The following is a 26,331-nucleotide window of genomic DNA, read 5'->3' on the forward strand; positions in this document are numbered from 1 at the left end:
ATGACTGCGACTCCGTCGGGAGTTCCGGAACAGGGCGTGTCGGAGGTGGGCGTGCAGGGTGGTGTGTCCGGGGTTCCGGGGCAGCGCGCGAGCGCGCCCGACGACGACGTGCCCCGCTACGCCCCCCAGTGGCTCCAGCTGCGGGAGCCCGCGGACGCCGCCGCGCGGGCGCCCGAACTGCTCGACCCGCTGCGCATCCGGCTGGCCAACCGGCCGGGCCGCGGCGGCGACCTGGTGATCCACGACCTCGGCTGCGGCACCGGCTCCATGGGCCGCTGGCTCGCCCCCCGGCTCGACGGCGCCCAGCACTGGATCCTGCACGACCGGGACCCCTATCTGCTGCATTTCGCGACCGTGGGCGCACCGCGCGCGGCCGCCGACGGCAGCCGGGTGACGGTCACCACCCAGCGCGGTGACATCGGCCGGCTGACCGCGGACGCCCTGACCGGGGCGTCCCTGGTGACGGCGTCCGCCCTGCTCGACGTGCTGACCCGGGAGGAGATCGACCGGCTCGCGGCGGCCTGCGCCGGCGCCGGGGTGCCGGCCCTGCTCACGCTCTCCGTCGTGGGGCGCGTCGAGTTCACACCGGCCGATCCGCTGGACGCCGAGTTCGCCGAGGCGTTCAACGCCCACCAGCGGCGCGGGGACCTGCTCGGCCCCGACGCGATCACGGCGGCCTGCGAGGCCTTCGACCGGCACGGCGCGACGGTACGGGTGCATCCGAGCCCCTGGCGGCTCGGCGCCGACGAGGCCGACCTCACGGCGGAGTGGCTGCGCGGCTGGGTCGGCGCGGCCGTCGAGGAGCAGCCCGCGCTGGCCGCCCGTGCAGAGTCGTATCTGCAGTCCCGCCTCGCCGCCTGCGCCGCGGGTGAACTGCACGTACAGGTCCACCACAGCGACGTACTGGCGCTGCCGCGGCCGACCGGCGGTGCGGTGTGAGCGCCGCGGCGGGGACGGCGGAAGCGGTCGGCGTGGACGTGGGCACCTCCAGCCCGCGCGGTGCGGCGACCGCTGTCCGGGTCCACGCCGACGCGGACCTGGTTTCGGCGCGCGGCGACGTCAGTCCGGCGGACACGGCACCGACCGGTGGCGAGGCGGGTGAGCCGCGCGCCGAGGGGAACGTGGCGCCGGCCCGCGGCGCGACGGAGCTCCCCCGTTCCCGCCCCGGCGCGGTTCACGTCGATGCCGAGACGCCCCCGGCCCCGGCCCGACAGGAAGCCGACCCGACCCCCGCCCGCCGCAAGGGGGGCTCCCTGCGCACGCACATCGGTTCCGTCGCCGGTGTCCTCATTCTCGGTGTGCTGCTCTGGCGGCTGGGTACCGGAGTCTTCCTGGACGGCCTGCGACGGGTCGACGGCCCGACCCTGCTGGCAGGGCTGGGGCTCGGTCTGCTGACCACCGTGTTCAGCGCCTGGCGCTGGTGCCTGGTGGCACGTGGACTGCGGATCCGGCTGCCGCTGGGCGGCGCCGTCGCGGACTACTACCGCGCGCTGTTCCTGAACGCGGCGCTGCCCGGCGGTGTCCTCGGCGATGTGCACCGCGCCGTACGACACGGCCAGAGCACCGGGGACGTCGGCCGCGGGGTACGCGCGGTGGTCCTCGAACGGACCGCGGGCCAGGTGGTCCTGGTGGCCGTCGGCGCGGTGGTCCTGCTTACCTTCCCGTCACCGGTCCTCGCGGACGCCCGCCAATTCGCCGTGATCCTGGCGATCGTCTCGGTGTGCGGAGTCGTCACGGCGGGCGCGGTCCGCAGGGGCAGGGCCCGGTCCGGCCCGTCCCGGCGCTACGGAGCCGTCCGCGCCGCGCTCACCGAGGCGCGCGGCGCGCTGCTCGCCCGCGGCAACTGGCCTGGCGTGCTCATCTCGTCGGTCGTGGTGCTGGCGGGACATCTCGCGATGTTCCTGCTCGCCGCCCGCGTCGCCGGATCCCACGCCTCCGCCGCCGTACTGCTGCCGCTGGCCCTGCTGGCCCTGCTCGCCATGGGCCTGCCGCTGAACATCGGTGGCTGGGGCCCCAGGGAAGGCGTCATGGCCTGGGCCTTCGGCGCCGCTGGGCTGGGTGCCGGCATGGGCCTGAGCGTCGCGGTGATCTACGGAGTGCTCAGCTTCGCCGCCGCCCTGCCCGGCGTCGCGGTCCTGGTCGTCCGGTGGTTCGCGGCGCTGCGGCGCCCCCGGCAGGAGAACGCAGGAGGGCACGATCAATGCCGAGCGTCAGAGACCGCCGAAGTTCACGCTCCGGAAGTCCCCTTGGCCGGGGCCGCGTCGGAGGCGGTGGGCAGTGTCTTCGCCGTCACCAAGGAGAAGTACGCCCCGAAGGCCTCGGTCAGCCCCGCCAGGAGCTCCTTCCCCTTCTCGGCGGACGCCTTCGAGGGACGACCGATGACGCCGGACTCGGTATAGCCGGCCATTCCGAGGGTGAGCAGATGACGCCGGTCGTCGGCGACGAAGTCAGAGGTCTCGTAACCGGGCCGGACCAATTCAGGATGCGTGTGCAGAAGAATGGAGGTCTCGATTTCACCGGCGTGCATATCGGTGAGCAACGAGGTCTCCACACCTGCCCGTTCCAGCGCCGCCTCCCAGTCCTCCATGGCCGGGAAAAGCGCCATACGCGTACCGGTGCCGACGGATTCCTGAACCACATTGCCGAGCACGTAATTTCCGCCGTGCCCGTTCACCAGTACCAGGGTGTCGACGCCGGAGTGGCGCAGCGATGCGGCTATGTCCCGGACCACCGCGTGCAGCGTGACGGCGGAAATGCTGACGGTACCCGGCCAGGCCGCGTGCTCGTGCGAGCAGGAGATCGTCACCGGAGGAAGGAGATGGACCGGATGAGCGGCGGCGATCCGTTCCGCGATGGCGCACGCGACCAGGGTGTCCGTCGCCAACGGAAGGTAGGCACCGTGCTGTTCGAAACTCCCGACGGGAAGCACGGCGACCTCACGGGCGACACCGGCCCCCCGCTCGCGTACATCCTCCGTGGTGTCCGCCGGCAACAGACCGGATACCGCCGAGCGCGTTCCCGAACCACTCATGTCTCACGGCCTTTCGACGCTGCTTTCGACTCTGCTTAGGAACCAGATCATGACAGATAACTTTGGAGTACTCGCCGGGACCGCACGCCTCACAGGTGTCGAACGAGTCGTGAATGCCCCTTTGCCCACCGTGTACGGCGACTTCCAGGCGGTCGGCTTCCTGGATCACGATCGCGGAGAGGAGCAAGTGGCCCTGGTTTACGGGGAGGTCGGCGATCTCAGCAACAGCGGGGAAGACGCCACGAAGGAAGGTGTCCTCACCCGGCTCCATTCGGAGTGCCTCACCGGGGACGCCTTCGGCTCCACCCACTGCGAGTGCGGTGACCAGCTCGCCGCCGCGTTGCGCGCCATCGTCGCGGAGGGCCGTGGCGTCCTCGTCTACCTCCGCGGCCACGAGGGCCGCGGCATCGGCCTGCTCGCGAAGCTGCAGGCGATGAAGCTCCAGTCGGAGGGCCTCGACACCGTCGAGGCGAATGTCGCCCTCGGCCTCCCGGTCGACGCCCGTGACTACCGCGTCGCGGCGGACATCCTGCACGACCTCGGCGTCCGCTCCGTACGCCTGCTCTCGAACAACCCGCGCAAGCGGGAGTCGCTCCAGCGCAACGGCATCAAGGTCGCCGAGCAGGTCCCGCTGCTCATACCGCCGTGCCCGCAGAACATCACCTATCTGCGCACCAAGCGGGAGCGCCTCGACCACTTCCTGCCGCATCTGGACGTGGTGGTCTCCCACTCCTCCTGAGCGCGGGCGCCCGAGGGCGTCACCCGGAGGCGTCGGCTGTGGTGAGAGAGGTGCGCGCGGGGAAAGGTACAAGGAATGACCGACGACGTCCTGTACCTCTCCCGGGACCGGGTGACGGAGCTGTTGGACACCGATGCGGCGATCGCCTCGCAGCGCGCGGCGTTCACCGCGCTCGGTGACGGCACCGCCGAGCTCCCCGGCAAGATCATGCACCCCAGCCGATTCGACGACAGCGTCGTCTTCGCCTACCTCGCCCGGCTGTCCGCCGACACCGGGGCCGTCGCCAAGTTCGGCAGTGTCAACCCGGCCAACACGGCGGCCGGGCTGCCGACCGTGCACGCCGTGATCAACGCGCTCGATCCGGTGACCGGGCAACTCGCCGCCGTCATGGACGGTACGGCGGTCACGACCCTGCGCACCGCCGCGGCGAGCGCCGTCGCCCTCGACGCGCTGGCCACCGCCGACAGCGCGGAGCTGGGCCTGCTCGGCTCCGGCACCCAGGCCCTCGCCCACGCGCGCGCCGTCGCCCGGGTGCGGGACCTCCGGTCCGTACGGGTGTGGAGCCCGAATCCGGCCCGACGGGCGCGGGCGGCGCGGCGCCTCGCGACGGAACTCGGGGTCGCGACCAAGGCCGTCGACACGGCGGAGGAAGCCGTCGCGGGCCTGCCCATGGTCGCCGCCTGCACGCTCAGCAGCACACCCGTCGTACGGGGCGCGTGGCTGGCGCCCGGGTGCGCGGTCGTCAGCGTCGGCTCCTTCGAGCCCACCCGCAGCGAGGTCGACACGGAGGTCGTACGGCGGGCGGCGGCGGTCGTGGTCGACGACCCGGAGACGGCGGCGGAGCACGCCGGGCCGATCGTGGACGCGCTGCGGGAGGGAGTACTCACCCGCGCCGACCTGATCCCGCTCGGCGGGGTCCTCACCGGCAGCCACCCGGCCCGCACCCACCCCGACGACATCGTCTTCTACAACAGCGTCGGGCTCGGCATCCAGGACGCCGCCGCGGCCTGGGCCGTGATCGCGGCCGCTCGTGCCCGGGAGGCGCGCCGATGACCGGCAGCGCGCGGGTCGTCGTCATCGGCGGCGGGGTGATGGGCACGAGCATCGCCTACCACCTGGCCCGGGCCGGTGTACCGGACGTGGTGCTCGTCGAGCGCGACGAACTCGCCTCCGGGTCCACCTCGCGGGCCGCGGGCGGGGTCCGGGCGCAGTTCTCCGACGAGCTGAACATCCAGCTGGGTGCCCGGAGTCTGGAGGCGTTCGCCCGTTTCGGTGAGGAACCGGGCCAGGACATCGGGCTGCGCCGGGTGGGCTATCTGTTCCTGCTCTCCACGCCCGAGGAGGTCACCGCCTTCGAGGACGGCGTACGGCGGCAGAACGCGCTCGGGGTGCCCAGCCGTCTGATCGACCCGGCCGAGGCCCGGCGGCTGTCCCCGCTGATCACCACCGACGGGTTGCTGGCGGCGGCCTTCTCCCCGGACGACGGGCACTGCACGCCCGAGTCCGTCGTGCAGGGCTACGCGGCCGGGGCCCGCCGGTACGGCGCGACCGTGCTGCGGCACCACGAGGTCACCGGCATCGAGACCCGCGGCGACGAGATCACCGCGGTCGTCACCAGCCAGGGGCGGATCGCCACCGACACGGTCGTCTGCGCGGCCGGTGCCTGGTCGCGGGCGGTCGGCGCGATGGTGGGCGTGGACCTGCCGGTGGAACCGCTGCGCCGCCAGATCGCCGTCACCGAAGCCGTCCCGGGCCTGCCGCCAGACCTCCCCATGACCATCGACTTCACCACCAGCCTCTACTTCCACAGCGAGGGCCCCGGCCTCCTCCTCGGCATGTCCGACCCCGACGAGATCCCCGGTTTCGCCACCACGCCCCACGACCGCTGGATCCCCCGTCTGTCCGAGGCGATGGAGCGCCGTGCCCCGGCCCTGCTCGACCTGCGCCGGACGGGCGGCTGGGCGGGCCTGTACGAGATCACTCCGGACCACAACGCCCTGATCGGCGAGGCGCGTTCGTGCGCACGCTTCCTGTACGCGACCGGGTTCTCGGGCCACGGCTTCCTCCAGGGACCGGCGGTCGGCGAGGTGATCCGTGATCTGTACCTGGGCCGCGTACCCTTCGTCGACATCAGCCCCCTGAGCGTCGAGCGCTTCACCGCCGACGCCCCGCGCCCGGAGGTCAACCTCGTATGACCGAGCTCCACTTGTGGCTGCGCCACGAGATCCGTACGACCGAACGGCGTACCCCGATCGTGCCCTCGGACGCCCGACGGCTCGTCGAGAGCGGTGTGACGCTCACGGTCGAGGAGTCGCCGCAGCGGGTCTTTCCCATCGAGGCGTACGAGGACGCCGGCTGCCGGGTCGCGGAGGCGGGCTCCTGGGTGTCGGCGCCGCCCGAAACGGTCGTCGTGGGTCTGAAAGAACTCCCCGACGGGCCACCGGCCCTGACACATCGCCATGTCTTCTTCGGGCATGCCTACAAGCGGCAGCCGGGGGCAGCGGCGCTGCTCCGCAGGTTCCTCGCCGGGGGCGGGGCCCTGCTGGACATCGAGTACCTGGTGCACGACGACGGGCGCAGGCTCGCCGCGTTCGGCTACTGGGCCGGATACCTGGGCGCCGCCCTGGCGGTGCTGCACCACCGGGGCAGCCTCAAGGCACCGTTGCGGCCCATGTCGAAGGAGGAGCTGGACGCCGAACTCGCCTCGGAGGTGGGGGAGTTGCGTGCCCTCGTCATCGGCGCGCTCGGCCGCAGCGGCCGGGGTGCCCGGGTGGCGCTGGGTGTGGCCGGGGTCGAGCCCACCTGCTGGGATCTCGCCGAGACCCGTGAGCTGGACCGACCGGCGCTGCTGGCGCACGAGTTGATGGTCAACACCGTGCTCACCACCCGGCCGATCCCGCCCTTCCTCACGGACAGGGACCTCGACGAGCCCGGCCGCCGGCTGCGCACCCTGTGCGACGTCACCTGCGACGTCGGCTCCCCCCTGAACGTGCTGCCGATCTACGACACCACGACGGACTGGGCGCACCCCGCCCGCCGCATCCGCGAGCGGCCCGCCCTCGACCTGATCGCCATCGACAATCTGCCGTCGCTGCTGCCGCTGGAGGCGAGCGTCGACTTCTCGGCGTCGCTGCTGCCCCAGCTGCTGGAGTTCGGGGTCGGCGGACCGTGGGGGCGCTGCCTGGACCGCTTCCACGAGGCGTGCCGCGCCCTCGAAGCCGAGGAAGCCGAGGAAGCCGAGCAAGTCGAGCAAGCAGAGGAAGGGGAGTCGCGTGATGTCTGAGGTGACGGCCGCGAGCGGCACCGTCCACTGGATCGGCGCGGGCCTGTCCACCGGCAGCGGTCTCGCCGCGACCTGCGACGCCGCCGACGGCGTACGCCTGTGGCACCGCACCGAGGAGCGTGCCGCGCGCAGCCTGGAGGCGCTGGGCCTGACCGGGCGGGCCGAGCCCCGCGCGTACACACGGGAGGCGCTCGCCGCCGAGCTCGCCCCCGGAGACGTCGTCGTCTCCATGCTGCCCGCACCCGAACACGCCCCGCTGCTCGCCGTCTGTGTCGAGCGCGGCGCCCACTTCGCCTGCTCCAGCTATGTGTCGGACGCGGTCCTCGACCAGGTGCCCGCGGCCGAGGCGGCGGGAGTGGTGGTGCTGACCGAGTGCGGGCTCGACCCGGGCATCGACCACCTCTTCGCGCACAGTCTGATCGCCCGGGCCGAGGCCGAGATCGGCGCCGGGTCGGCCGCCTCGTACCGCCTCACCTCGTACTGCGGCGGCATCCCCGCCGTGCCCAACGACTTCAAGTACCGCTTCAGCTGGGCACCCGCGGGCGTGCTCAACGCTCTGCGCTCGCCCGCCCGCTATGTCGAGGACGGCGCCGAGACCACCGCCGACCGCCCCTGGGAGGCCACCCGCGCCCACCTGATCGACGGCGAGACCTTCGAGGTCTACCCCAACCGCGACAGCGTGCCCTTCGTCGAGCAGTACGGGCTTCCCGGCACCTGGAAGCCGGAGACCTTCGTGCGCGGCACCCTGCGCCTCGACGGCTGGCTGCGGGCCTGGGACGCGGTCTTCGAGGAGTTGAAGGCGGGCGACGACCGGCGGATCACCGCCCTCGCCCAGGAGCTGGCCAACACCTATCCGACCACCGACGCGGACCGTGACCGGGTCGTCCTCGCCGTCTGTCTCGACGTGCGCGGCGGCTCCGGCGCGACCTGGTCGGGGCGCTACCTCCTCGACCTCGTGGGCACCGCCGAGGAGAGCGCCATGGCCCGCTGCGTCTCCCGCACGCTCGCCCTCGGGGTCCGCCACATCCTGGACGGTTCGCTCCCGCCGGGGCTCGCCCGCGCCGCGGAGACGGCGGAGCGCTCCGAGCGGTGGCTGGCCGAACTCGCCCGGGAGGGAGTGCCCTTCACCCTGCGCGCGGGGTAGCCGGGCTCAGTCGAGCACCGCCTCGTGCACGAGTCGCTTGAGCTCGGGATAGATCGAGTGGGACGAGGTCGGGCGGACCTGGGTGTAGAACTGCACGGTCAGGTCGTGGCGCGGGTCGACCCAGAAGGTCGTACTGGCGACCCCGCTCCAGCCGAACGCGCCCTCGCTGGACGGCGACCGGGTGATCTCGGGGTCCACCACGACGGAGACCCCGAGCCCGAAGCCGAGCCCCGCGTTGCCGGGCTCGCGGTGCAGCGCGCTGCCGAAGGTGCGGCGGTCGACGCCGCCCGGGAGGTGGTTGGCGGCCATCGTGTCCACGGTCTCCGGCTTCAGCAGCCGGGCCCCGTCGAGTTCGCCGCGACGGCGGAGCATCTCCATGAAGCGGTGGTAGTCGTACGCGGAGGCCACCATGCCGCCGCTTCCGGAGAGGAAGCGCGGGCGGCCGTGCAGAGGGAGCCCGGCGATCGGGGTGATACGGCCCTCGGCGTCCTCGCCGTACAGCTCGGCGAGCCGCCCGGCCTGCTCGTCGGTGACGCAGAACCCGGCGTCCGTCATCCCCAGCGGCCCGAAGATCCGCTCGGCGAGGAACGCGTCGAGGTCCTGCCCCGACACCACCTCGATCAGGCGGCCGAGCACATTGGTGGAGACCGAGTAGTTCCACTCGGTGCCCGGCTCGAACTGCAGGGGCAGGCCCGCGTACACGTCGCAGGTCCCGGCCAGGTCCGCGCCCGGCGCCACCGACGACTCCAGACCGGCGTCGCGGTAGAGCGCGTCGACGGGGTGGGAGTGGTAGAAGCCGAAGGTCAGACCCGAGGTGTGGGTCAACAGGTGTCGGATCAGGAGGGGTTGCCCGGCCGGGCGGGTCTTCATGTCGGCGCCCGACCCGCTGACGTACACCCGGGGGTCGGCGAAGGCGGGGAGGAAACGGGCGACGGGGTCGTCGAGCCGGAAGCGTCCCTCCTCCAGGAGCATCAGCGCGGCGACCGAGGTGACCGGCTTCGTCATCGAGTAGATCCGCCACAAGGTGTCGGTCTCGACGGGGAGTCGGGCCTCGCGGTCGCGGTGGCCGTACGTGGTGAGGTGCGCGACCCGGCCGTGCCGGGACACGGACACGAGGTAGCCGGGCAGCCGGAGGTCGTCGACCAGGTGGGAGAAGTGCTGGTCCAGTCGGGCCAGCGCCTTCGGATCAAGGCCGGCCTCGCGCGGCTCGACCTCTTGTCGCAGATGTCCCATGGTTCTCCTCCGGACTGCGGCTCTCGGACTCGCTCGTCCTCATCGTCTCGCTCGCCCTCATCGTCTCGTACGGACTTCGCGGGCGGCGTCGCCGGGTGGGTGACCGGCGGGTCGCCGCTCGGCGACCGGTGCGTCGCCGCGGCCCGGAAGCCGCAGCGCCGACAGCGCGCCGACCGCCGTGAGGGCCGCGAGGACGGTCAGCGCGGGGCCCATGTCGACGCCGGCCAGGCCGACGAGCGTGGTCGCGACGGCCACCCCCACCGTCGGTCCGACGTTCATCGCGGTCTGCTGGAGCCCGCCCGCCACCCCGGCCGACCCGGCGGACGCGCAGCGCACGACGACGGCCGTCGCGCTCACCATCACCGCGACGAACCCCGCGCCCAGGAGCAGGAATCCGGCGCCGATCGCCAGGTCCGTCGAGGCGCGGTCGAGCCGGGACAGCAGCAGGACGCCGAGGAGGAGCAGCAGCATCGCGGTCCCGGTCGTGCGGCGCGGGCCGTAGCGGCGCAGCAGTACGGCGGAAACCGGCGCGCCAAGGACCATCATCACGGCCAGCGGGAGCGCACGCAGACTGCTCTGGAGCGGGTCGAGGCCGAGCACGTCCTGAAGGTAGTAGGTGCTGACGAAGAGCGTGCCGAACAGCGCCGCGGAGGCGCACACGAGGGTGCCGAGCGCCGCGCCGACCGTGGGGGAGCCGAGCAGGCCGGGCGGCACCAGCGGGCTCGCCGCGCGCCGTTCGTGCCGTACGAACGCGGCTGCCGCGACCGTCGCGACGACCGGACCGAGCACGGTCTCCGTGAGCCGGCCGGTCTCCGGCTGCACGACGAGCGTGCGCACCAGGGCGACCAGGGCCACCGCGAGCAGCGCCGCGCCGGTCAGGTCGAGTCCGGCCGCCGAGCCTGTGACCCGGGGCGCGTCCCGGACGGTCAGGGCCAGGGCGGCCATGACGAGCGCGGGTACGACGTTCAGGAAGAAGAGGGCCCGCCAGCCCAGCTGGGTGACCAGCGCCCCGCCGAGGAGGGGACCCGCGGCGGCCGCGAGACCGATGGCGCTGGTGCGCAGCGCGATGGGCATGCCGAGCCGGTCGGGCGGGTAGGCCGCGCGCAGCATCCCGAGCGTGGCGGGCTGCGACAGCGCGCCGAAGACCCCCTGGGCGACCCGCAGTCCGATCACCCAGCCGATGTCGGGCGCAAGCCCGATCCCCGCCGACGCCGCCCCGAACCCCACCATCCCCACGGCGAAGACCTGTTGGTGGCCGTACCGGTCCCCGAGTCGCCCCGCGAACACCAACAGACTGGCCACCGCGATGAGATAGCCGGTACTGGTCCACTGCACCTGCGCGAACGACGCGTGCAGGTCGCGCCGCAGCGTGGGCTGCGCGACGGTGAGGACGGTTCCGTCCAGCGCGACGATCACGGCCCCGACGACGCTGTTGGCCAGCGTGAGACGGCGCCGCGCCGAGGGGTTCACCGCTCCTCCGGCCCGAGGTGCGCGTCCAGCGCGGCATCCAACAGGGCTACGAAGTCGGTTGTTCCCGTGGCGAGTTGGAGGCTGCCCCAGCCCCACAGCTGGGCGATCCCGTGCAGGTTCGCCCAGAGGGCGCCCGCGACGAGCGCGGCGTCGGCCTCGGGGCGTGCCCGGCCGACCAGGTCCACCAGGACGCCGAACAGCGGCAGGCTGGTCTCCCGGAGCCCCAATGTCCCACTCTCCAAGAGATCATGACGGAACATCAGCTCGTACATCCCGGGCTGAGTGAAGGCGAAATCGAGATAGACCCTCCCCAGCGTCGTGAGCTGGGCGCGGGGACTCGCACCTCCGTCGGCCAGCGCCTCCGTCGCCCGGGCCCCCAGGTCGGCGAAGCCCCGGCGCGCGATGGCGGAGAGCAGTTCCAGATGGGTCGGGAAGTAGCGGCGCGGGGCACCGTGGGAGACGCCCGCGCGACGGGCGATCTCCCGCAGGGTCAGAACCTGCGCGCCCTGCGTGGTCACCAGGTCCACGCCCACCTCGATCAACCGGGCCCGCAGCCCCGTGTCCGCTTCACTCATGGACACTGTCTACCAGTACTCGTAGACGGTGTCTACGATTTTGGTAGACGGTGTCTACGTGACGGGAATGGCCATGCGTTCCCCGGGGTTGAGCGATACATGACTCAGGACGCGACGCAGGACACACTGCTCAAGCTGCTCTCCGAGTACGACGGCGGAGTGCTGGTCACCCTCAAGAAGGACGGCCGGCCCCAGCTGTCCAACGTGAACCACGCCTACGATCCCGATGAGCGGATCGTCCGGGTCTCGGTCACGGACGACCGCGCCAAGACCCGCAATCTGCGCCGGGATCCGCGGGCCTCCTACCATGTGACGGCCGAGGACCGTTGGGCGTACACGGTCGCCGAGGGCACCGCCGAGCTCACTCCCGTCGCCCGGGACCCCCACGACGAGACCGTCGAGGAACTGGTGCGGCTCTACCGGGCGGTCCGGGGCGAGCACCCCGACTGGGACGACTACCGGGCCGCCATGGTCAGCGACGGCCGGCTCGTCCTACGGCTCCACGTGGAGCGCGCGTACGGCGTCCCCCGCGGACGCTGAGCCGAGGGTCGAAGGGATCTCCGCGCACACCGGCCGCCCCTGAACCCGGCCGGGGTGCGCGGAGTGGCTCTGTGTAACCGCGCTGTTTCTTTCCGCTTGTTCCGGGCGATGTTCTTGCCGAAAGCGTCCGCTGTCAACCGTGCCCCCCTGTCGGGCGGTCAGGCGGTCACGGCCTCGTGCTTCGCGGCGTCCTGGGGCGCCCGCTCGCCCAGTTGCTCCGTCGGCACCGTGTGCGTCTCGCGGGCGGTGAGCGCGGCGAGCACCGGCGGGACGCACAGCGCCGCGGTGAACAGTGCCACGGACGACCAGTCGTCGCCGCCCGGCCCCGCGATCTGCGCGGCGAAGGTGACCGCGAACCCGGCGACGGCGAAGCCGATCTGCGTGCCGATCGCCATACCGGAGAGCCGGACGCGGGTGGAGAACATCTCGCCGTAGAAGGACGGCCAGACACCGTTGGCCGCGCTGTACACGACACCGAAGGCGAGGATGCCGAAGAGCAGGACGAGGGGGTACGAGCCGGTCGAGATGGCCCACAGGTAGGCGAACATCAGCACGGCGCTGCCCGCGGCGCCGATCAGAAAGACCGGACGGCGGCCGATCCGGTCGGAGAGCGTGGCCCAGGCGGGGATCGCGCCGAGGGCCACGATGTTGGCGAGCGCGCCCACCCACAGCATCTGCGTGCGCGACAGCCCGACCGAGTCGCTCGTGCCGTACGCCAGCGCCCAGACCGTGAAGATCGTGCTGACCGAGGCGATCAGGGCGCCCGCCACGACCCGCAGGACGTCCGCCCAGTGCTCGCGGAGGAGCACGAGGAGCGGCAGCTTGGGAACGCCCTCGCTCGCGGCCTGCTGGGTGAAGGCCGGCGTCTCCTGGAGCGTGCGGCGGATGACATAGCCGACCACGGCGACCGCGACGCTCGCCCAGAACGGCACGCGCCAGCCCCAGGAGAGCAGTTGGTCCTCGGGCAGCGCGGCGACCGGCAGGAACACCAGGGTCGCCAGGAGCTGGCCGCCCTGGGTGCCGCTGAGGGTGAAGCTGGTGAAGAAGCCCCGGCGGTGGGGCGGCGCGTGCTCCAGCGTCATGGAGTTGGCGCTCGCCTGCTCACCGGCCGCGGAGATGCCCTGGAGGACGCGGCAGAGCACCAGCAGGACCGGGGCGAGGCCGCCGACCTGGGCGCGGGTGGGCAGACAGCCGATGAGGAACGTCGACAGGCCCATCAGGATCAGCGTGAAGACCATGATCTTCTTACGGCCGACTCGGTCGCCGAAGTGGCCGAGGAAGAGCGCGCCGACCGGGCGGGCCGCATACGCGACGCCGAACGTGGCCAGCGAGAGGAGGGTCGCGGTGGCCGGGTCCGACTCGTCGAAGAAGACCTTCGGGAAGATCAGGGCCGCGGCGCTGCCGTAGATGAAGAAGTCGTAGTACTCCAGGGCGCTGCCGATCCAGGCGGCCATGGCGGCCTTCCGGGGCTGGCCGGGTGGCGCGTCGAGCGGGACGGCGGGGACAGACACGGCGTGCTCCTTCGAGGGAACTCCGGGGACGGGAGTGACGGAGTGACGGAGGGGAGAGGTGCCGGGACCCTGGGGGTGTACGGGTCGGCCGTGCCGGATGCGACGAGTCTGCTCGACGGTGGGAGGTCTGCTCAACGTAGCGCGTCCGGCTAATTAACCCACTGGATAGTTAGTAGCGGATGGCTACGGATGTTGCGCCCACGTTTCCCGGGTGTCAAGAGGTCGTACTGAAGGATCTTTCCCGGCCGTGCCCCGGCCCGGCCCCGGAGCGAGGCACGGAGAGGGGGTGACGGTCCTGCCGTTCTCAGTCCTCCGTGCGGTCCGCCGTCAGATAGGCGATGACCATGTCGCCGAGCATGGTCCGGTAGTGCTCCCGCTGGTCGGGGGCGACCAGGTCACGGCCGAAGAGGGCGCCGAAGGTATGCCGGTTGGAGACCCGGAAGAAGCAGAACGAGCTGATCATCGCGTGCAGGTCCACGGCGTCGACGTCGGCCGTGAACAGCCCCGACTTCCGGCCGGTCTCCAGGATGCGGCGGATCACCTCCAGCGCGGGCGAACCGATCTTCCCGAGTTCCTCGGACGCCGCTATGTGCTCCGCCTCGTGGATGTTCTCGATGCTGACCAGCCGGATGAAGTCCGGATGCGCCTCATGGTGGTCGAAGGTCAGCTCGGCGAGCCTGCGGATGGCCGCGACCGGGTCCAAGTGCTCGACGTCCAGATCCTGTTCGGCCCTCCGGATCGCGGAGTACGCGCGCTCCAGAACGGCCGTGAACAGCTGCTCCTTGCCGCCGAAGTAGTAATAGATCATCCGCTTGGTGGTGCGGGTGCGGGCGGCGATCTCGTCGACGCGGGCACCGGCGAAGCCGGCGCGGGAGAACTCCTGGGTCGCCACGTCGAGAATCTCGGCCTTGGTCCGGGCGGCGTCGCGGATGCGCCCGACGGGCCGTGCAGGTTCTTCGACGCTGGTCATCGGCTTCCTTCGGGCGAGGGGGTCAGTGCCCGCGATTGTAGAAGCAGGGTCTGCCGCCGTGGTCCCGAGTTCCGGGGCGGGCCTTCCCGCGAGCTCGGGATGCTGATATAGCTAACGTACTAGTTCGTACATTAGTGAGCGCTCAGGAGGTCCGCCGTGACCATGGACACGTATCTCGTCGGCCTCATCGGTTCCGGCATCGGCCCCTCGCTCAGCCCCGCGCTGCACGAGCGGGAGGCCGACCGGCAGGGACTGCGCTATCTGTACCGGCTGATCGACATCGACGTGCTCGGCGTCGGGCCGGAGGCGGTGGGCGATCTCGTACGGGCCGCGCGGGACCTCGGCTTCGACGGGCTGAACATCACGCACCCCTGCAAGCAACTGGTCATCGACCACCTCGACGAGCTCGCTCCGCAGGCGGCGGCCCTCGGCGCGGTCAACACCGTCGTCTTCGAGGGGGGCCGCGCGGTCGGGCACAACACCGATGTCACCGGGTTCGCGGCGTCCTTCGCGCGCGGGCTGCCCGATGTCCCGCTGGAGCGGGTCGTGCAGCTGGGTGCGGGCGGGGCGGGGGCGGCCGTCGCCCACGCCGTGCTGACGCTGGGCGCGGGGCACGTCACCGTCGTGGACGCGATGCCGGACCGGGCGGCGGATCTCGCCGCCGGGCTGAACCGGCACTTCGGTGCGGGGCGGGCGGCGGCCGCGGCGCCGGACGCGCTCGGGGGGCTGCTCGGCCGCGGCGACGGGGTGGTGCACGCGACGCCCACCGGGATGGCGGCCCATCCCGGGCTGCCCTTCCCGGCCGAGCTGCTGCATCCCGGTCTGTGGGTCGCCGAGGTGGTGTACCGGCCGCTGGAGACCGAGTTGCTGCGCACGGCCCGGGCGGTGGGGTGCGCGACGCTGGACGGCGGGGGCATGGCCGTGTTCCAGGCGGCGGACGCGTTTCGGCTGTTCACGGGGCGGGAGCCGGATGCCGTTCGGATGCTGGCGGACATTGCCGAGCTGGCGGGTGTATCGGGTGCGGGTGTTGGTGGCTGAGGTCGCCTGATGGGTGGGGTGGCTCGGGTTGTGTGGCGGGGTGCGGGGCGTGGGGGCTGGTCGCGCAGTGCCCCGCGCCCCTTACGGGGCGGTGGGGGTTGATCGCGCAGCCCCCGCGCCCCCTGCGGGGCGGGTGCGCGGGTGCGGGGCGCGCCCACGCGGCGGAGCCGCACTTTTCACAGCCCCGCGCCCCGTACGGGGCGCGCCTGAGCCGGCGGCTCTCGCCGTGCCTCTCTGTGGAGCGACAGCTAAGGAGTATCGACGTGCGTACGTCCATTGCCACTGTCTCGCTCAGTGGGTCCCTGACCGAGAAGCTCACGGCTGCGGGACGGGCCGGGTTCGACGGGGTGGAGATCTTCGAGAACGATCTGCTCGCGAGCCCCCTCACCCCCGAGGAGATCCGGGCCCGCACCGCGGACCTCGGTCTGAGCATCGACCTGTACCAGCCGATGCGGGACATCGAAGCGGTGCCCGAAGAAGAGTTCGCCCGCAATCTGCGCCGCGCCCGGCACAAGTTCGAACTCATGCGCCGCCTCGGCACCGACACGGTCCTGGTCTGCTCCAGCGTCTCCCCGCTCGCCGTGGACGACGACGCGCTCGCGGCCGACCAGCTGCGCCGGCTCGCGGACCTCGCACAGGACTTCGGTATGCGCGTCGCCTACGAGGCGCTCGCGTGGGGCCGCCATGTGAGTACGTACGACCACGCCTGGAGCATCGTCGAAGCCGCGGACCACCCCGCCCTCGGCACCTGCCTGGACAGCTTCCACATCCTCGCCCGCGGCGGCGACCCCAAGGGCATCGAGGACATCCCCGGCGAGAAGATCTTCTTCCTGCAACTGGCCGACGCCCCCCTGATGGCGATGGACGTCCTGCAGTGGAGCCGCCACTACCGTTGCTTCCCGGGCCAGGGCGGCTTCGACATCGCGGGGTTCCTCGGACACGTCCTGCGGGCCGGATACCGCGGACCGCTCTCCCTCGAGGTCTTCAACGACGTCTTCCGGCAGGCCGAGGCCGGACCGACCGCCGTGGACGCGCGTCGCTCCCTCCTCGTCCTCCAGGAGGCGACGGGACTCGCGGCCCCGCCCGCGCCCGTGGTGCCGACCGGTGTCGCCTTCGCCGAGCTCGTCACCCCCGACGTCGAACCCGTCACCGCCCTCCTCGGCGCCCTCGGCTTCACCCGCAGGGCCAGGCACCGCAGCAAGCCCGTCGATCTCTGGCAGCAGGGCGAGGCCCGTGTCCTCGTGAACACCGGACCGGCCGCCCGGCGCGACGGCACCTCCCTCGCCGCCGTCGGCCTGGAGTCCCCGGACCCGGCCGCCGCGGCCCGGCGCGCCGAATCCCTCCTCGCCCCGGTCCTGCCCCGCCGCCGCGCCCCCGAGGACGCACCGCTGGACGCGGTGGCCGCCCCCGACGGCACCGAACTCTTCTTCTGTGTCACGGACCGCTCCGGGCACCCCGAACTCGCGCGGTGGACGGGCGACTTCGTGCCGGTCCCGCACGAACGACTCCCGCAGCACGTGGCCCGCATCGACCACCTGGCCCTCACCCAGCCCTGGCACCAGTTCGACGAGGCGGCCCTCTTCCACCGCAGTGTGCTCGGGCTGAGCGCACAGGACAGCGTCGATGTCGCCGACCCGTACGGACTGCACCGCAGCCGCGCGGTCACCAACGCCGACGGCAGCGTCCGTATCGCCCTCGGCGTCGGGCCCGCCCCCACCGACGAGGGCGCCCGCGCCCAGCACATCGCCCTCGCCACCGACGACGTGGTCACCGCGGCCCGCCGCTTCCGCGAGGCCGGCGGGCGACTGCTGGCGATGCCCGCGAACTACTACGACGACCTCGCCGCACGGTATGAGTTTGCCGACGGCGAGCCGGAGACGTACCGCGAACTCGGCATCCTCTACGACCGTGACGCGGAGGGCGAGTTCCGCCACTGCTACACGGAGACGGTGGGCCGCGTCTTCTTCGAGCTCGTCCAGCGTGACGGCGGTTACCGGGGCTACGGAGCGCAGAACGCCCCGGTGCGGCTGGCCGCGCAGCACCTGCCGCGCCGAGCGGGGCGCTGACCCCTCGGCCGTGTCACGGCGCCACTCGCGTCACGATGCCGTTCGTCCGAGCCCCAGGCGGCGCATATTACCCGTCAGTTGACATTGAAACACCAATGACCACCGCTATCATCACACCACCCGCGGAACACCTCTGCGGAGCGACCGTCGGCCGATGACAGCGGCAGCACGGTATCGCCCCCAGTCTGCTGCCCAGGACGTGGAGCAATCGGCCTCCGGCTCCGAGGCCGGTTTCAGTGCTTCACGTTTTGAGAGGGAGCCCATGCCGGGAGACCGCTTCACCCCCGACTTCGACCCCGACTACGGGGACGCGCCCCTCAGCACCGCACGCAAGGACATCGCCAACGGGCGCTGGCAGGGTCTGCGGGATCTGCTGCGGGTGACCGGCCCCGCATGGTCCGTGCGCGCCCACCGGATCCGGCTGCTCGCGCCCGCGTGCGCGGGCAACTCCGCGGTCGAGTCCTGGCTCGCCGCGGAGCCGCGCAGCCCCGACGCCCTGGTACTGCGGGCCGCGACCGAGGTGGCCAGGGCCTTCACCCTCGCCACCGCCGCGGGCGGGAGCGCACCCGTCGAGCAGCGGCGCGTCGACCGGGCGGTGATGGCCTGTCTGCAGGGCGCCGAGGCCTACCCCGATGACCCCACACCGTGGATCTGCCTCATCTCCGTCGCCCGGCTCTACGCCGCCGGGGTGCGCCGCCAGGAACTCGGCCGCTGGTGGGACGAGTTGCACGCCCGCGACCCCTACACGATCGAGGGGCACCTCCATGTGCTGCGCTACTACTCGGCGCGCTGGCACGGCACCCACGGTCTGATGTACGACTTCGCCCGCGACGCGGCGGCCGTCGCCCCACCGGGCTGCGCGCTGCCGGTCCTGGTGCAGTTCGCCCGCGTGGAGGAGTACCGCTTTCTGCAGGAGGAGGCGAACGGGCGGCCGGACGCGCCCGTCGACCTCGACGGGCACTGGAACCACGAGGGAGCCGTCGACGACGTACGGCGTACCTGGCAGCGCTGGATCGCCGCGCGCCCGGACGGCCAGCCCGCGCCGGAGGAGGTGCGCGACCTCAACTACCTGGCGCACGCCGCCAGCTACGCGGGCCTGCCGGACCTCGCGGCCCCGCTCTTCAAGACCCTGGGGGTGCGCGCCAGCCGGATGCCCTGGTCCCGCACCGGCGATCCGGAGGCGGAGTACGTGAAGTGGCGCAGGCGCGCCACGCGCGGCGCCTGAGCCACCTCACGTGTCCCGGCCGCAGAGGTGGCACGGCCGGGCCGGTGGGGAACTACAGGTCGAACTCGTGCGGCGGCAGGTCGAGGGTGAAGCACGCCTCGCGCACGACGGCCTGCTCGGTCTTGTCGAAGTCGCCGTCGGCGCCGCCGATGACGATGCCGATCTGGATGACGGCGCGCGCCTCGGCCGGCTTCTTCTTCGCCTTGGCGATCTCCTGGAGGACGCTGACCTTGCCGAAGGCGAAGTCGGCGGTCAGCTTGTTCAGGTTGTCGTCGAAGCGGCGGCGCAGGTCGTCGGCGTCGAAGTTCTGCAACACCTCGTTCGTGGCGATGAGCTGCGCGACGCGCTGGCGCTCGGAGGGATCGACCGTCCCGTCCGCCGCGGCGACGAGCGCGCACATCGCCATGCTCGCGTCGCGGAAGGCACCGCTCTTCAGATCGTTCTTCTTCGCCACGAGCTGGGTCTGCATCGTCGACGCGGACTCCTTGATGCGGTCCCACAGGGCCATGAGAGCTCCATACGTTGGGAGAGGCCCGGCCCGCCCCGGAGGGCGGACCGTGCCTCGTCGATTTCTACAGCAATGTAGAAACTAGCGAACCGCCGCAGAAGTTCCGGTGGCGTTCCACTCGGCGATCACAGGATGCCCGTGCTCGGTGGACAGCCGGCTGACGGTACCCGTCGCGAGCTGGAACAGCCGCCCGTCCGCGGGGGACAGCCCCAGCCGACGGGCCGTCAGCACGCGCAGGAAGTGGGCGTGTGCCACGAGGATCACGTCGCCGTCGGCGAGCGCCGGCCCGACGCGGGACAGCACGCGGTCCGCGCGCTCTCCCACCTCCGCCGGTGACTCGCCGGGATGGCCGTCGGGGCCGGGCGGCACGCCGTCGTTCCACAGGAACCAGTCGGGCCGGGTGCGGTGTATCTCGACGGTCGTGATGCCTTCGTACGCGCCGTAGTCCCACTCGTGCAGATCGGCATGGGCCTCGGCCCCGTACACGCCCGCGAGTTCCGCCGTGCGTATCGCGCGGCCGAGCGGGCTGGTCAGGGCCAGGGCGAAGGTCCGGCCTGCGAGCAGCGGGGCGAGGGACTTGGCCTGTTCCTCGCCGTGCTGGGTGAGGGGGAGGTCGGTCCAGCTGGTGTGCTGGCCCGACACGCTCCACTCGGTCTCGCCGTGGCGGACCAGCAGGAGGTCGCCCATGGTCGCTACTTCGCCGCCTCGACGGCGTGGCCGCCGAACTGGTTGCGCAGTGCCGCGATCATCTTCATCTGCGGGGAGTCGTCCTGGCGGGAGGCGAACCGGGCGAAGAGGGAGGCGGTGATGGCGGGCAGCGGGACGGCGTTGTCGATGGCCGCCTCGACGGTCCAGCGGCCCTCGCCGGAGTCGTCCGCGTAGCCGCGCAGCTTCTCCAGGTGCTCGTCGTCGTCCAGCGCGTTGACGGCGAGGTCGAGCAGCCAGGAGCGGATGACGGTGCCTTCCTGCCAGGAGCGGAAGACCTCGCGCACGTCGGTGACGGAGTGGACCTTCTCCAGGAGCTCCCAGCCCTCGGCGTAGGCCTGCATCATGGCGTACTCGATGCCGTTGTGGACCATCTTGGAGAAGTGGCCCGCGCCGACCTTGCCGGCGTGCACGAAGCCGGCGTCACCCTCGGGCTTGAGGGCGTCGAAGATCGGCTGCACCTTGGCGATGTTCTCGGCGTCGCCGCCGACCATCAGCGCGTAGCCGTTCTTGAGGCCCCAGACGCCGCCGGAGACGCCCGCGTCGACGAACCCGATGCCCTTGGCGGCCAGTTCCTCCGCGTGCTTCTCGTCGTCGGTCCAGCGGGAGTTGCCGCCGTCGACGACGGTGTCACCGGGCTCCAGGAGCTCGCCGAGCTGGTCGATGGTGGACTGCGTGGCGGCGCCGGCGGGGACCATCACCCACACCACGCGCGGGCCTTCGAGCGCGCTCACGAGTTCGGTGAGGCTGCCCACGTCCGAGACCTCGGGGTTGCGGTCGTAGCCGACGACCGTGTGGCCCGCGCGGCGGATCCGCTCGCGCATGTTGCCGCCCATCTTGCCGAGGCCGATGAGTCCGAGCTGCATGACAGTCACTTCTTTCGGAGGGTGCGGTACGCGGCCACGAGGGCGGCGGTGGAGGGGTCGAGGCCGGGCACGTCGGCGCCTTCGGTGAGCGCGGGTTCGACGCGCTTGGCGAGGACCTTGCCGAGTTCGACGCCCCACTGGTCGAAGGAGTCGATGTTCCAGATCGCGCCCTGGACGAACACCTTGTGCTCGTAGAGGGCGATGAGCTGGCCGAGGACCGACGGCGTCAGCTCGCTCGCGAGGATCGTCGTCGTCGGGTGGTTGCCCTTGAACGTCTTGTGCGGGACCAGTTCCTCGGGCACGCCCTCGGCGCGCACCTCGTCGGGCGTCTTGCCGAAGGCGAGGGCCTGGGTCTGCGCGAAGAAGTTCGCCATCAACAGGTCGTGCTGGGCGGCGAGTTCGGGCTCCAGCTCGTCGACCGGGTTGGCGAAGCCAATGAAGTCGGCCGGGATCAGCTTCGTGCCCTGGTGGATGAGCTGGTAGTAGGCGTGCTGCCCGTTGGTGCCGGGTGTGCCCCACACCACCGGACCGGTCTGCCATTCCACCGGGTCGCCTTCGCGGTCCACCGACTTGCCGTTGGACTCCATGTCCAACTGCTGCAGGTAGGCGGTGAACTTGGACAGGTAGTGCGAGTACGGCAGTACGGCGTGCGACTGGGCGTCGAAGAAGTTGCCGTACCAGACGCCCAACAGGCCCAGCAGCAAAGGCGCGTTGGCCTCGGCGGGAGCCGTACGGAAGTGCTCGTCGACGAGCCTGAACCCGTCGAGCAGCTCCCGGAACCGGTCCGGGCCGATCGCGATCATCAACGACAGGCCGATCGCCGAGTCGAAGGAGTAGCGTCCGCCGACCCAGTCCCAGAACCCGAACATGTTGGCCGTGTCGATGCCGAAGTCCGACACCTTCCCGGCGTTCGTCGACAGCGCCACGAAGTGCTTGGCGACGGCCTTCTCGTCGCCGTCGAACCTGTCCAGCAGCCAGGTCCGCGCCGAGGTGGCGTTGGTGATCGTCTCGATCGTGGTGAACGTCTTCGAGGCGATGATGAACAGCGTCTCGGCCGGGTCGAGGTCGCGGACGGCCTCGTGCAGATCGGCGCCGTCCACGTTCGACACGAACCGCACGGTCAGCGAGCGGTCGGTGAAGGCCCGCAGCGCCTCGTACGCCATCGCCGGACCGAGGTCGGAGCCGCCGATACCGATGTTCACGACGTTCTTGATGCGCTTGCCGGTGTGACCGGTCCACTCACCCGAACGGACCCGCTCGGCGAAGTCGGCCATCTTGTCGAGCACGGCGTGCACGCCAGGGACGACGTTCTCCCCGTCGACCTCGATCACCGCGTTCCGCGGGGCCCGCAGGGCGGTGTGCAGCACCGCCCTGTCCTCGGTGACGTTGATCCTCTCGCCGCGGAACATCGCGTCCCGCAGCCCGAACACGTCGGTGGCGGTGGCCAGTTCCTGGAGGAGGGCGAGGGTCTCGTCCGTGATCAGATGCTTGGAGTAGTCGATCCGCAGATCGCCGACCCGCACGACATAGCGCTCGGCGCGGGCGGGATCGGCGGCGAACAGCTCACGCAGCCGCGGGTGGAGCAGACCGTCCGCGCGGTGGTCCTCCAGGGCCACCCACTCCGGACGCCGCGTGAGCTTGGGGGAGTCAGGCATGACGGGGGGTCTCCTTGGTGCCGCTCTCGCCCCGCAGGGCGACGGCGTACATCTCGTCCGCGTCGAGGCGGCGCAGCTCCTCGGCGATCAGCTCGGAAGTGCTGCGCACCTTCAGCGCGAGGGTGCGGGAGGGCTGCCCGGGCAGCGACAGGGTGGCCAGCGGTCCCTCGGGCCGGTCGATCACGATCTCGCCGTTCGCCGTGCCGAGCCGCACCGCGGTCACCACCGGACCGGCGGTGACGACCCGCTCGACCGACACTTCGAGCCGGGCGCCCAGCCAGCGGGCGAGCAGCTCGGCGCTCGGGTTGTCGGCCTCGCTCTCGACGGCGGCCGAGATCACCTTCGTACGGGCCTGGTCGAGCGCGGCGGCCAGCATCGAGCGCCAGGGCGTCAGCCGGGTCCACGCCAGGTCGGTGTCGCCCGGCGCGTAGGAGTTGACGCGGGCCTCCAGGGCCGTGAGGGGCGCCTCGACGGCGTACATGTCGGTGATCCTGCGCTGCGCGAGGGCTCCCAGCGGGTCCTTGGCGGGCACCTTGGGGGCGTCCACCGGCCACCAGACGACGACGGGCGCGTCCGGCAGCAGCAGCGGCAGGACCACGGAGTCGGCGTGGTCGGACACCTCGCCGTAGGTCCGCAGCACGACGGTCTCACCGGCACCGGAGTCGGCGCCCACCCGGACCTCGGCGTCGAGGCGCGAGTTGGTGCGGTCGCGCGGGGTGCGGGCGTGTCGCTTGATGACGACCAGGGTGCGTGAGGGGTGCTCGCGCGAGGCCTCCTCGGCGGCCTTGATCGAGTCGTACGCGTTCTCTTCGTCGGTGACGATGACCATCGTCAGGACCATGCCCACGGCGGGGGTGCCGATGGCGCGGCGCCCCTGCACGAGCGCCTTGTTGATCTTGCTTGCCGTGGTGTCGGTCAGGTCGATCTTCATGGCCTGCGCCAGCTCCGTCCGTCTCGTGCGAGCATCTCGTCGGCTTCCTTCGGACCCCAGCTGCCCGAGGGGTACTGCGCGGGCTTGCCATGGGTCTCCCAGTACTCCTCGATCGGGTCGAGGACCTTCCAGGACTCTTCCACCTCCTGATGACGGGGGAAGAGATTGGCGTCGCCGAGCAGGACATCCAGAATCAGCCGTTCGTACGCCTCCGGGCTGGACTCGGTGAACGACTCGCCGTAGGCGAAGTCCATCGTGACGTCCCGGATCTCCATCGACGTACCCGGGACCTTCGATCCGAAGCGCACCGTCATGCCCTCGTCGGGCTGGACGCGGATCACGATCGCGTTCTGGCCGAGCTCCTCGGTGGCGGTCGAGTCGAACGGTGAGTGCGGGGCGCGCTGGAAGACCACCGCGATCTCCGTCACCCGCCGGCCCAGGCGCTTGCCGGTGCGCAGATAGAAGGGGACGCCCGCCCAGCGGCGGTTGTCGACCTCCAGCTTGACGGCCGCGTAGGTGTCGGTCGTCGACTTGGGGTCGATGCCCTCCTCCTGCAGATAGCCGCGCACCTTCTCGCCGCCCTGCCAGGCCGCCGCGTACTGGCCGCGCACCGTGTGCTCGCCCAGGTTCTCCGGCAGCTTCACCGACTTGAGGACCTTGAGCTTCTCGGTCAGCAGCGACTCGGCGTCGAAGGCGATCGGCTCCTCCATGGCGGTCAGCGCCATCAGCTGGAGCAGGTGGTTCTGGATCACGTCACGGGCCGAACCGATGCCGTCGTAGTAGCCGGCCCGGCCGCCGATGCCGATGTCCTCCGCCATGGTGATCTGCACGTGGTCGACGTACGACCGGTTCCAGATCGGCTCGTACATCTGGTTGGCGAAGCGGAGCGCCAGGATGTTCTGGACGGTCTCCTTGCCGAGGTAGTGGTCGATGCGGAAGACCTGCTCCGGGTCGAACACGTCGTGCACGAGCGCGTTCAGCTCGCGCGCGCTCTCGAGGTCGTGGCCGAACGGCTTCTCGATGACCGCGCGCCGCCAGGAACCCTCCGGCGGGCTCGCGAGCCCGTGCTTCTTGAGCTGCTGGACGACCTTCGGGAAGAACTTCGGGGGCACGGAGAGGTAGAACGCGTAGTTGCCGCTGGTGCCCCGGGCCGCGTCCAGCTCCTCGATGGCGGAGCGCAGCTGCTTGAACGCCGTGTCGTCGTCGAAGGTGCCCGGGATGAACCGCATGCCCTCGGCGAGCTGCTGCCAGACCTCCTCCCGGAACGGGGTGCGCGCGTGTTCCTTCACCGAGTCGTGCACGATCTGCGCGAAGTCCTCGTCCTCCCAGTCGCGGCGGGCGAACCCGACGAGCGAGAAGCCCGGCGGCAGCAGACCGCGGTTGGCGAGGTCGTAGACGGCCGGCATCAGCTTCTTGCGGGACAGGTCGCCGGTGACACCGAAGATGACGAGGCCCGAGGGGCCCGCGATACGGGGGAGGCGGCGGTCACGGGGGTCACGGAGCGGGTTCTCCCATTCCGCCACCGGAACAGGGCCGTTGCTCTTGGCCTCGGCCTTCGCCTCGACAGCCTTCGCATCGACCGGCTTCACACCGTCCGGTTCCACGGTCGTGTCACCAGATCCCTCCGGCGCGGTGGCCGCATCCTGCGGGGTACCGCCGGGAAGCGCTTCAAGCTTGGTCATTCCCCTTCAACTCCCTTGCTGCTCAGCGAGGTCGCAACCGCGTCGAGCAGGTCATCCCAGGCCGCCTCGAACTTCGAGACGCCCTCGTCCTCCAGCTGGTTGACCACCTCGTCGTAGGAGATCCCGAGCCCTTCCACGGCGGCCAGGTCGGCGCGCGCCTGGGCGTAGCCGCCGGTCACCGCGTCGCCGTGGATGTCACCGTGGTCGGCCGTGGCGTTGAGCGTCGCCTCCGGCATGGTGTTGACCGTGCCCGGCGCGACCAGCTCGTCGACGTACAACGTGTCCTTGTACGAGGGGTCCTTGACGCCCGTCGAGGCCCACAGCGGGCGCTGCTTGTTGGCGCCGGCCGGGGCGAGCGCGGTCCAGCGGGCGGAGGCGAACACCTCTTCGTACGCCTCGTAGGCGAGCCGCGCGTTGGCGAGCGCCGCCCTGCCCTTGAGGGCGAGGGCCTCGTCGGTCCCGACCTTCGTCAGCCGCTTGTCGATCTCGCTGTCGACGCGGGAGACGAAGAAGGAGGCGACGGAGTGGATGGTGGCGAGGTCGATGCCCGCCGCCTGGGCCTTCTCCAGGCCCGCCAGATAGGCGTCCATCACCTCGCGGTAGCGCTCCAGGGAGAAGATCAGCGTCACGTTGACGCTGATGCCGAGGCCGATGACCTCGGTGATCGCCGGGAGACCGGCCTTCGTCGCCGGGATCTTGATCATCACGTTCGGGCGGTCGACGAGCCAGGAGAGCTGCTTGGCCTCGGCGACGGTCGCCCCGGTGTTGTGGGCGAGGCGCGGGTCGACCTCGATGGAGACCCGGCCGTCACGGCCGGCGGTCGCGTCGTGGACCGGGCGCAGGATGTCGGCGGCGGCACGGACGTCGGCCGTCGTCATCATCCGCACGGCCTCGTCGACCGTCACGCCGCGCTCGGCCAGGTCGCCGAGCTGCTCCTCGTACCCCTCACCGGAGCCGATGGCGGCCTGGAAGATGGAGGGGTTGGTGGTGACGCCCACCACGTGCCTGGTCGCTACGAGTTCGGCGAGGTTGCCGGAGGCGATGCGCTTGCGGGAGAGGTCGTCCAGCCAGATGGAGACGCCTTCGTCGGAGAGGCGCTTCAGGGTTACCGCGGTCGCGGTTGCTTCGGTCACAGTGATCATCTTCCTTCGTGCGATCG

At 71.5% G+C, this 26,331-nt stretch carries 23 protein-coding genes and 1 pseudogene; 11 read left to right on the plus strand and 13 right to left on the minus strand.

The window, feature by feature from the left end:
* Together OG798_RS43525 and OG798_RS43530 are read left to right on the plus strand one after the other, a co-directional pair.
* A complete protein-coding gene (locus OG798_RS43525) occupies positions 1-939 on the plus strand; it encodes a class I SAM-dependent methyltransferase (RefSeq protein ID WP_373561092.1) in 939 nt (312 codons plus the stop codon).
* 359 nt (positions 940-1,298) lie between these two features.
* A pseudogene (locus OG798_RS43530) lies at positions 1,299-2,060 on the plus strand (lysylphosphatidylglycerol synthase transmembrane domain-containing protein); the annotation flags it as partial.
* Positions 2,061-2,227: 167 nt separating this feature from the next.
* Here OG798_RS43530 and OG798_RS43535 read toward each other — a convergent pair.
* Positions 2,228-3,031, minus strand: a complete 804-nt coding sequence (locus tag OG798_RS43535; RefSeq protein WP_097223989.1) for a creatininase family protein — start codon at positions 3,029-3,031, stop codon at positions 2,228-2,230.
* 49 nt (positions 3,032-3,080) lie between these two features.
* Here OG798_RS43535 and ribA point away from each other — a divergent pair, with 49 nt between their 5' ends.
* From ribA to OG798_RS43560, 5 genes are all read left to right on the plus strand, one after another.
* Complete coding sequence (gene ribA, locus OG798_RS43540; RefSeq protein ID WP_067361698.1) at positions 3,081-3,770, plus strand: GTP cyclohydrolase II; 690 nt, start codon at positions 3,081-3,083, stop codon at positions 3,768-3,770.
* Positions 3,771-3,845: 75 nt separating this feature from the next.
* Positions 3,846-4,823: an ornithine cyclodeaminase family protein gene (locus OG798_RS43545; RefSeq protein ID WP_097223988.1), complete on the plus strand. Its 978-nt coding sequence runs from the start codon at positions 3,846-3,848 to the stop codon at positions 4,821-4,823.
* The gene (locus OG798_RS43550; protein WP_328758831.1) at positions 4,820-5,965 is read left to right on the plus strand and encodes an NAD(P)/FAD-dependent oxidoreductase; all 1,146 of its coding nucleotides are present in this window, start codon (positions 4,820-4,822) and stop codon (positions 5,963-5,965) included. The genes OG798_RS43545 and OG798_RS43550 overlap by 4 nt, the downstream gene beginning before the upstream one ends.
* Positions 5,962-7,053 carry a saccharopine dehydrogenase gene (locus OG798_RS43555; protein ID WP_328758832.1) on the plus strand — a complete coding sequence of 364 codons (1,092 nt, stop codon included), beginning with the start codon at positions 5,962-5,964 and terminating at the stop codon, positions 7,051-7,053. Before OG798_RS43550 ends, OG798_RS43555 begins: the two co-directional genes overlap by 4 nt.
* A complete protein-coding gene (locus OG798_RS43560) occupies positions 7,046-8,197 on the plus strand; it encodes a saccharopine dehydrogenase family protein (RefSeq protein ID WP_328758833.1) in 1,152 nt (383 codons plus the stop codon). Before OG798_RS43555 ends, OG798_RS43560 begins: the two co-directional genes overlap by 8 nt.
* A 6-nt stretch (positions 8,198-8,203) precedes the next feature.
* On the opposite strand, the gene OG798_RS43565 is transcribed toward OG798_RS43560, so the two are convergent.
* From OG798_RS43565 to OG798_RS43575, 3 genes are read right to left on the minus strand one after another with little or no spacing between them, the layout of a single operon-like run.
* On the minus strand, positions 8,204-9,430 hold the full coding sequence (locus OG798_RS43565) for a serine hydrolase domain-containing protein (RefSeq protein WP_121414286.1): 1,227 nt from the start codon (positions 9,428-9,430) through the stop codon (positions 8,204-8,206).
* A gap of 57 nt (positions 9,431-9,487) precedes the next feature.
* Positions 9,488-10,900 (minus strand): MFS transporter, encoded by a 1,413-nt coding sequence (locus OG798_RS43570; protein WP_328758834.1) that lies wholly within the window; start codon positions 10,898-10,900, stop codon positions 9,488-9,490.
* Entirely contained in the window at positions 10,897-11,475 is a 579-nt protein-coding gene (locus tag OG798_RS43575; RefSeq protein WP_328758835.1) for a TetR/AcrR family transcriptional regulator, read from the minus strand. The genes OG798_RS43570 and OG798_RS43575 overlap by 4 nt, the downstream gene beginning before the upstream one ends.
* 99 nt (positions 11,476-11,574) lie before the next feature.
* Between OG798_RS43575 and OG798_RS43580 the strand changes: the two genes are divergently transcribed.
* Positions 11,575-12,015 carry a PPOX class F420-dependent oxidoreductase gene (locus OG798_RS43580; protein WP_095851468.1) on the plus strand — a complete coding sequence of 147 codons (441 nt, stop codon included), beginning with the start codon at positions 11,575-11,577 and terminating at the stop codon, positions 12,013-12,015.
* A gap of 158 nt (positions 12,016-12,173) precedes the next feature.
* Here OG798_RS43580 and OG798_RS43585 read toward each other — a convergent pair whose 3' ends face one another.
* Together OG798_RS43585 and OG798_RS43590 are read right to left on the minus strand one after the other, a co-directional pair.
* On the minus strand, positions 12,174-13,526 hold the full coding sequence (locus OG798_RS43585; protein WP_121414284.1) for an MFS transporter: 1,353 nt from the start codon (positions 13,524-13,526) through the stop codon (positions 12,174-12,176).
* A gap of 304 nt (positions 13,527-13,830) precedes the next feature.
* Positions 13,831-14,496: a TetR/AcrR family transcriptional regulator gene (locus OG798_RS43590; protein WP_328758837.1), complete on the minus strand. Its 666-nt coding sequence runs from the start codon at positions 14,494-14,496 to the stop codon at positions 13,831-13,833.
* Positions 14,497-14,658: 162 nt separating this feature from the next.
* Between OG798_RS43590 and OG798_RS43595 the strand changes: the two genes are divergently transcribed.
* The 3 genes from OG798_RS43595 (at position 14,659) to OG798_RS43605 (ending at position 18,825) form a co-directional block, all read left to right on the plus strand.
* Entirely contained in the window at positions 14,659-15,534 is an 876-nt protein-coding gene (locus OG798_RS43595) for a shikimate dehydrogenase (protein WP_383120087.1), read from the plus strand.
* A 263-nt stretch (positions 15,535-15,797) separates the two neighbouring features.
* On the plus strand, positions 15,798-17,600 hold the full coding sequence (locus tag OG798_RS43600; protein ID WP_328758840.1) for a bifunctional sugar phosphate isomerase/epimerase/4-hydroxyphenylpyruvate dioxygenase family protein: 1,803 nt from the start codon (positions 15,798-15,800) through the stop codon (positions 17,598-17,600).
* A 262-nt stretch (positions 17,601-17,862) separates the two neighbouring features.
* Positions 17,863-18,825: a hypothetical protein gene (locus tag OG798_RS43605; protein ID WP_267063541.1), complete on the plus strand. Its 963-nt coding sequence runs from the start codon at positions 17,863-17,865 to the stop codon at positions 18,823-18,825.
* A gap of 52 nt (positions 18,826-18,877) precedes the next feature.
* Here OG798_RS43605 and OG798_RS43610 read toward each other — a convergent pair whose 3' ends face one another.
* The 7 genes from OG798_RS43610 to tal form a co-directional block, all read right to left on the minus strand.
* On the minus strand, positions 18,878-19,333 hold the full coding sequence (locus OG798_RS43610) for a tellurite resistance TerB family protein (protein ID WP_054234523.1): 456 nt from the start codon (positions 19,331-19,333) through the stop codon (positions 18,878-18,880).
* 81 nt (positions 19,334-19,414) lie between these two features.
* A complete protein-coding gene (locus OG798_RS43615) occupies positions 19,415-20,020 on the minus strand; it encodes a histidine phosphatase family protein (protein WP_328758841.1) in 606 nt (201 codons plus the stop codon).
* A 5-nt stretch (positions 20,021-20,025) separates the two neighbouring features.
* Entirely contained in the window at positions 20,026-20,904 is an 879-nt protein-coding gene (gene gnd / locus OG798_RS43620) for a phosphogluconate dehydrogenase (NAD(+)-dependent, decarboxylating) (protein WP_328758842.1), read from the minus strand.
* A gap of 5 nt (positions 20,905-20,909) precedes the next feature.
* A complete protein-coding gene (pgi, locus tag OG798_RS43625; protein WP_328758843.1) occupies positions 20,910-22,559 on the minus strand; it encodes a glucose-6-phosphate isomerase in 1,650 nt (549 codons plus the stop codon).
* Positions 22,552-23,490 carry a glucose-6-phosphate dehydrogenase assembly protein OpcA gene (opcA, locus tag OG798_RS43630; RefSeq protein ID WP_121414279.1) on the minus strand — a complete coding sequence of 313 codons (939 nt, stop codon included), beginning with the start codon at positions 23,488-23,490 and terminating at the stop codon, positions 22,552-22,554. The genes pgi and opcA overlap by 8 nt, the downstream gene beginning before the upstream one ends.
* Complete coding sequence (gene zwf, locus OG798_RS43635) at positions 23,487-25,172, minus strand: glucose-6-phosphate dehydrogenase (RefSeq protein WP_328758846.1); 1,686 nt, start codon at positions 25,170-25,172, stop codon at positions 23,487-23,489. The genes opcA and zwf overlap by 4 nt, the downstream gene beginning before the upstream one ends.
* Complete coding sequence (gene tal / locus OG798_RS43640; protein ID WP_121414278.1) at positions 25,169-26,314, minus strand: transaldolase; 1,146 nt, start codon at positions 26,312-26,314, stop codon at positions 25,169-25,171. Before tal ends, zwf begins: the two co-directional genes overlap by 4 nt.
* Positions 26,315-26,331 lie beyond the last annotated feature (17 nt).

Source organism: Streptomyces sp. NBC_00271, from assembly GCF_036178845.1.
GTDB lineage: Bacteria > Actinomycetota > Actinomycetes > Streptomycetales > Streptomycetaceae > Streptomyces.

Coding starts and splice junctions, on each gene's coding strand:
- pgi (WP_328758843.1), bottom strand. CDS start 22,559: ATGCCTGACTCCCCCAAGCTCACGCGGCGTCCGGAGTGGGTGGCCCTG.
- OG798_RS43590 (WP_328758837.1), bottom strand. CDS start 14,496: ATGACCAGCGTCGAAGAACCTGCACGGCCCGTCGGGCGCATCCGCGAC.
- OG798_RS43545 (WP_097223988.1), top strand. CDS start 3,846: ATGACCGACGACGTCCTGTACCTCTCCCGGGACCGGGTGACGGAGCTG.
- OG798_RS43605 (WP_267063541.1), top strand. CDS start 17,863: ATGCCGGGAGACCGCTTCACCCCCGACTTCGACCCCGACTACGGGGAC.
- OG798_RS43550 (WP_328758831.1), top strand. CDS start 4,820: ATGACCGGCAGCGCGCGGGTCGTCGTCATCGGCGGCGGGGTGATGGGC.
- opcA (WP_121414279.1), bottom strand. CDS start 23,490: ATGAAGATCGACCTGACCGACACCACGGCAAGCAAGATCAACAAGGCG.
- OG798_RS43535 (WP_097223989.1), bottom strand. CDS start 3,031: ATGAGTGGTTCGGGAACGCGCTCGGCGGTATCCGGTCTGTTGCCGGCG.
- OG798_RS43565 (WP_121414286.1), bottom strand. CDS start 9,430: ATGGGACATCTGCGACAAGAGGTCGAGCCGCGCGAGGCCGGCCTTGAT.
- ribA (WP_067361698.1), top strand. CDS start 3,081: ATGACAGATAACTTTGGAGTACTCGCCGGGACCGCACGCCTCACAGGT.
- OG798_RS43555 (WP_328758832.1), top strand. CDS start 5,962: ATGACCGAGCTCCACTTGTGGCTGCGCCACGAGATCCGTACGACCGAA.
- OG798_RS43595 (WP_383120087.1), top strand. CDS start 14,659: ATGGACACGTATCTCGTCGGCCTCATCGGTTCCGGCATCGGCCCCTCG.
- OG798_RS43575 (WP_328758835.1), bottom strand. CDS start 11,475: ATGAGTGAAGCGGACACGGGGCTGCGGGCCCGGTTGATCGAGGTGGGC.
- gnd (WP_328758842.1), bottom strand. CDS start 20,904: ATGCAGCTCGGACTCATCGGCCTCGGCAAGATGGGCGGCAACATGCGC.
- OG798_RS43610 (WP_054234523.1), bottom strand. CDS start 19,333: ATGGCCCTGTGGGACCGCATCAAGGAGTCCGCGTCGACGATGCAGACC.
- OG798_RS43525 (WP_373561092.1), top strand. CDS start 1: ATGACTGCGACTCCGTCGGGAGTTCCGGAACAGGGCGTGTCGGAGGTG.
- OG798_RS43580 (WP_095851468.1), top strand. CDS start 11,575: ATGACTCAGGACGCGACGCAGGACACACTGCTCAAGCTGCTCTCCGAG.
- tal (WP_121414278.1), bottom strand. CDS start 26,314: ATGATCACTGTGACCGAAGCAACCGCGACCGCGGTAACCCTGAAGCGC.
- OG798_RS43560 (WP_328758833.1), top strand. CDS start 7,046: ATGTCTGAGGTGACGGCCGCGAGCGGCACCGTCCACTGGATCGGCGCG.
- OG798_RS43615 (WP_328758841.1), bottom strand. CDS start 20,020: ATGGGCGACCTCCTGCTGGTCCGCCACGGCGAGACCGAGTGGAGCGTG.
- zwf (WP_328758846.1), bottom strand. CDS start 25,172: ATGACCAAGCTTGAAGCGCTTCCCGGCGGTACCCCGCAGGATGCGGCC.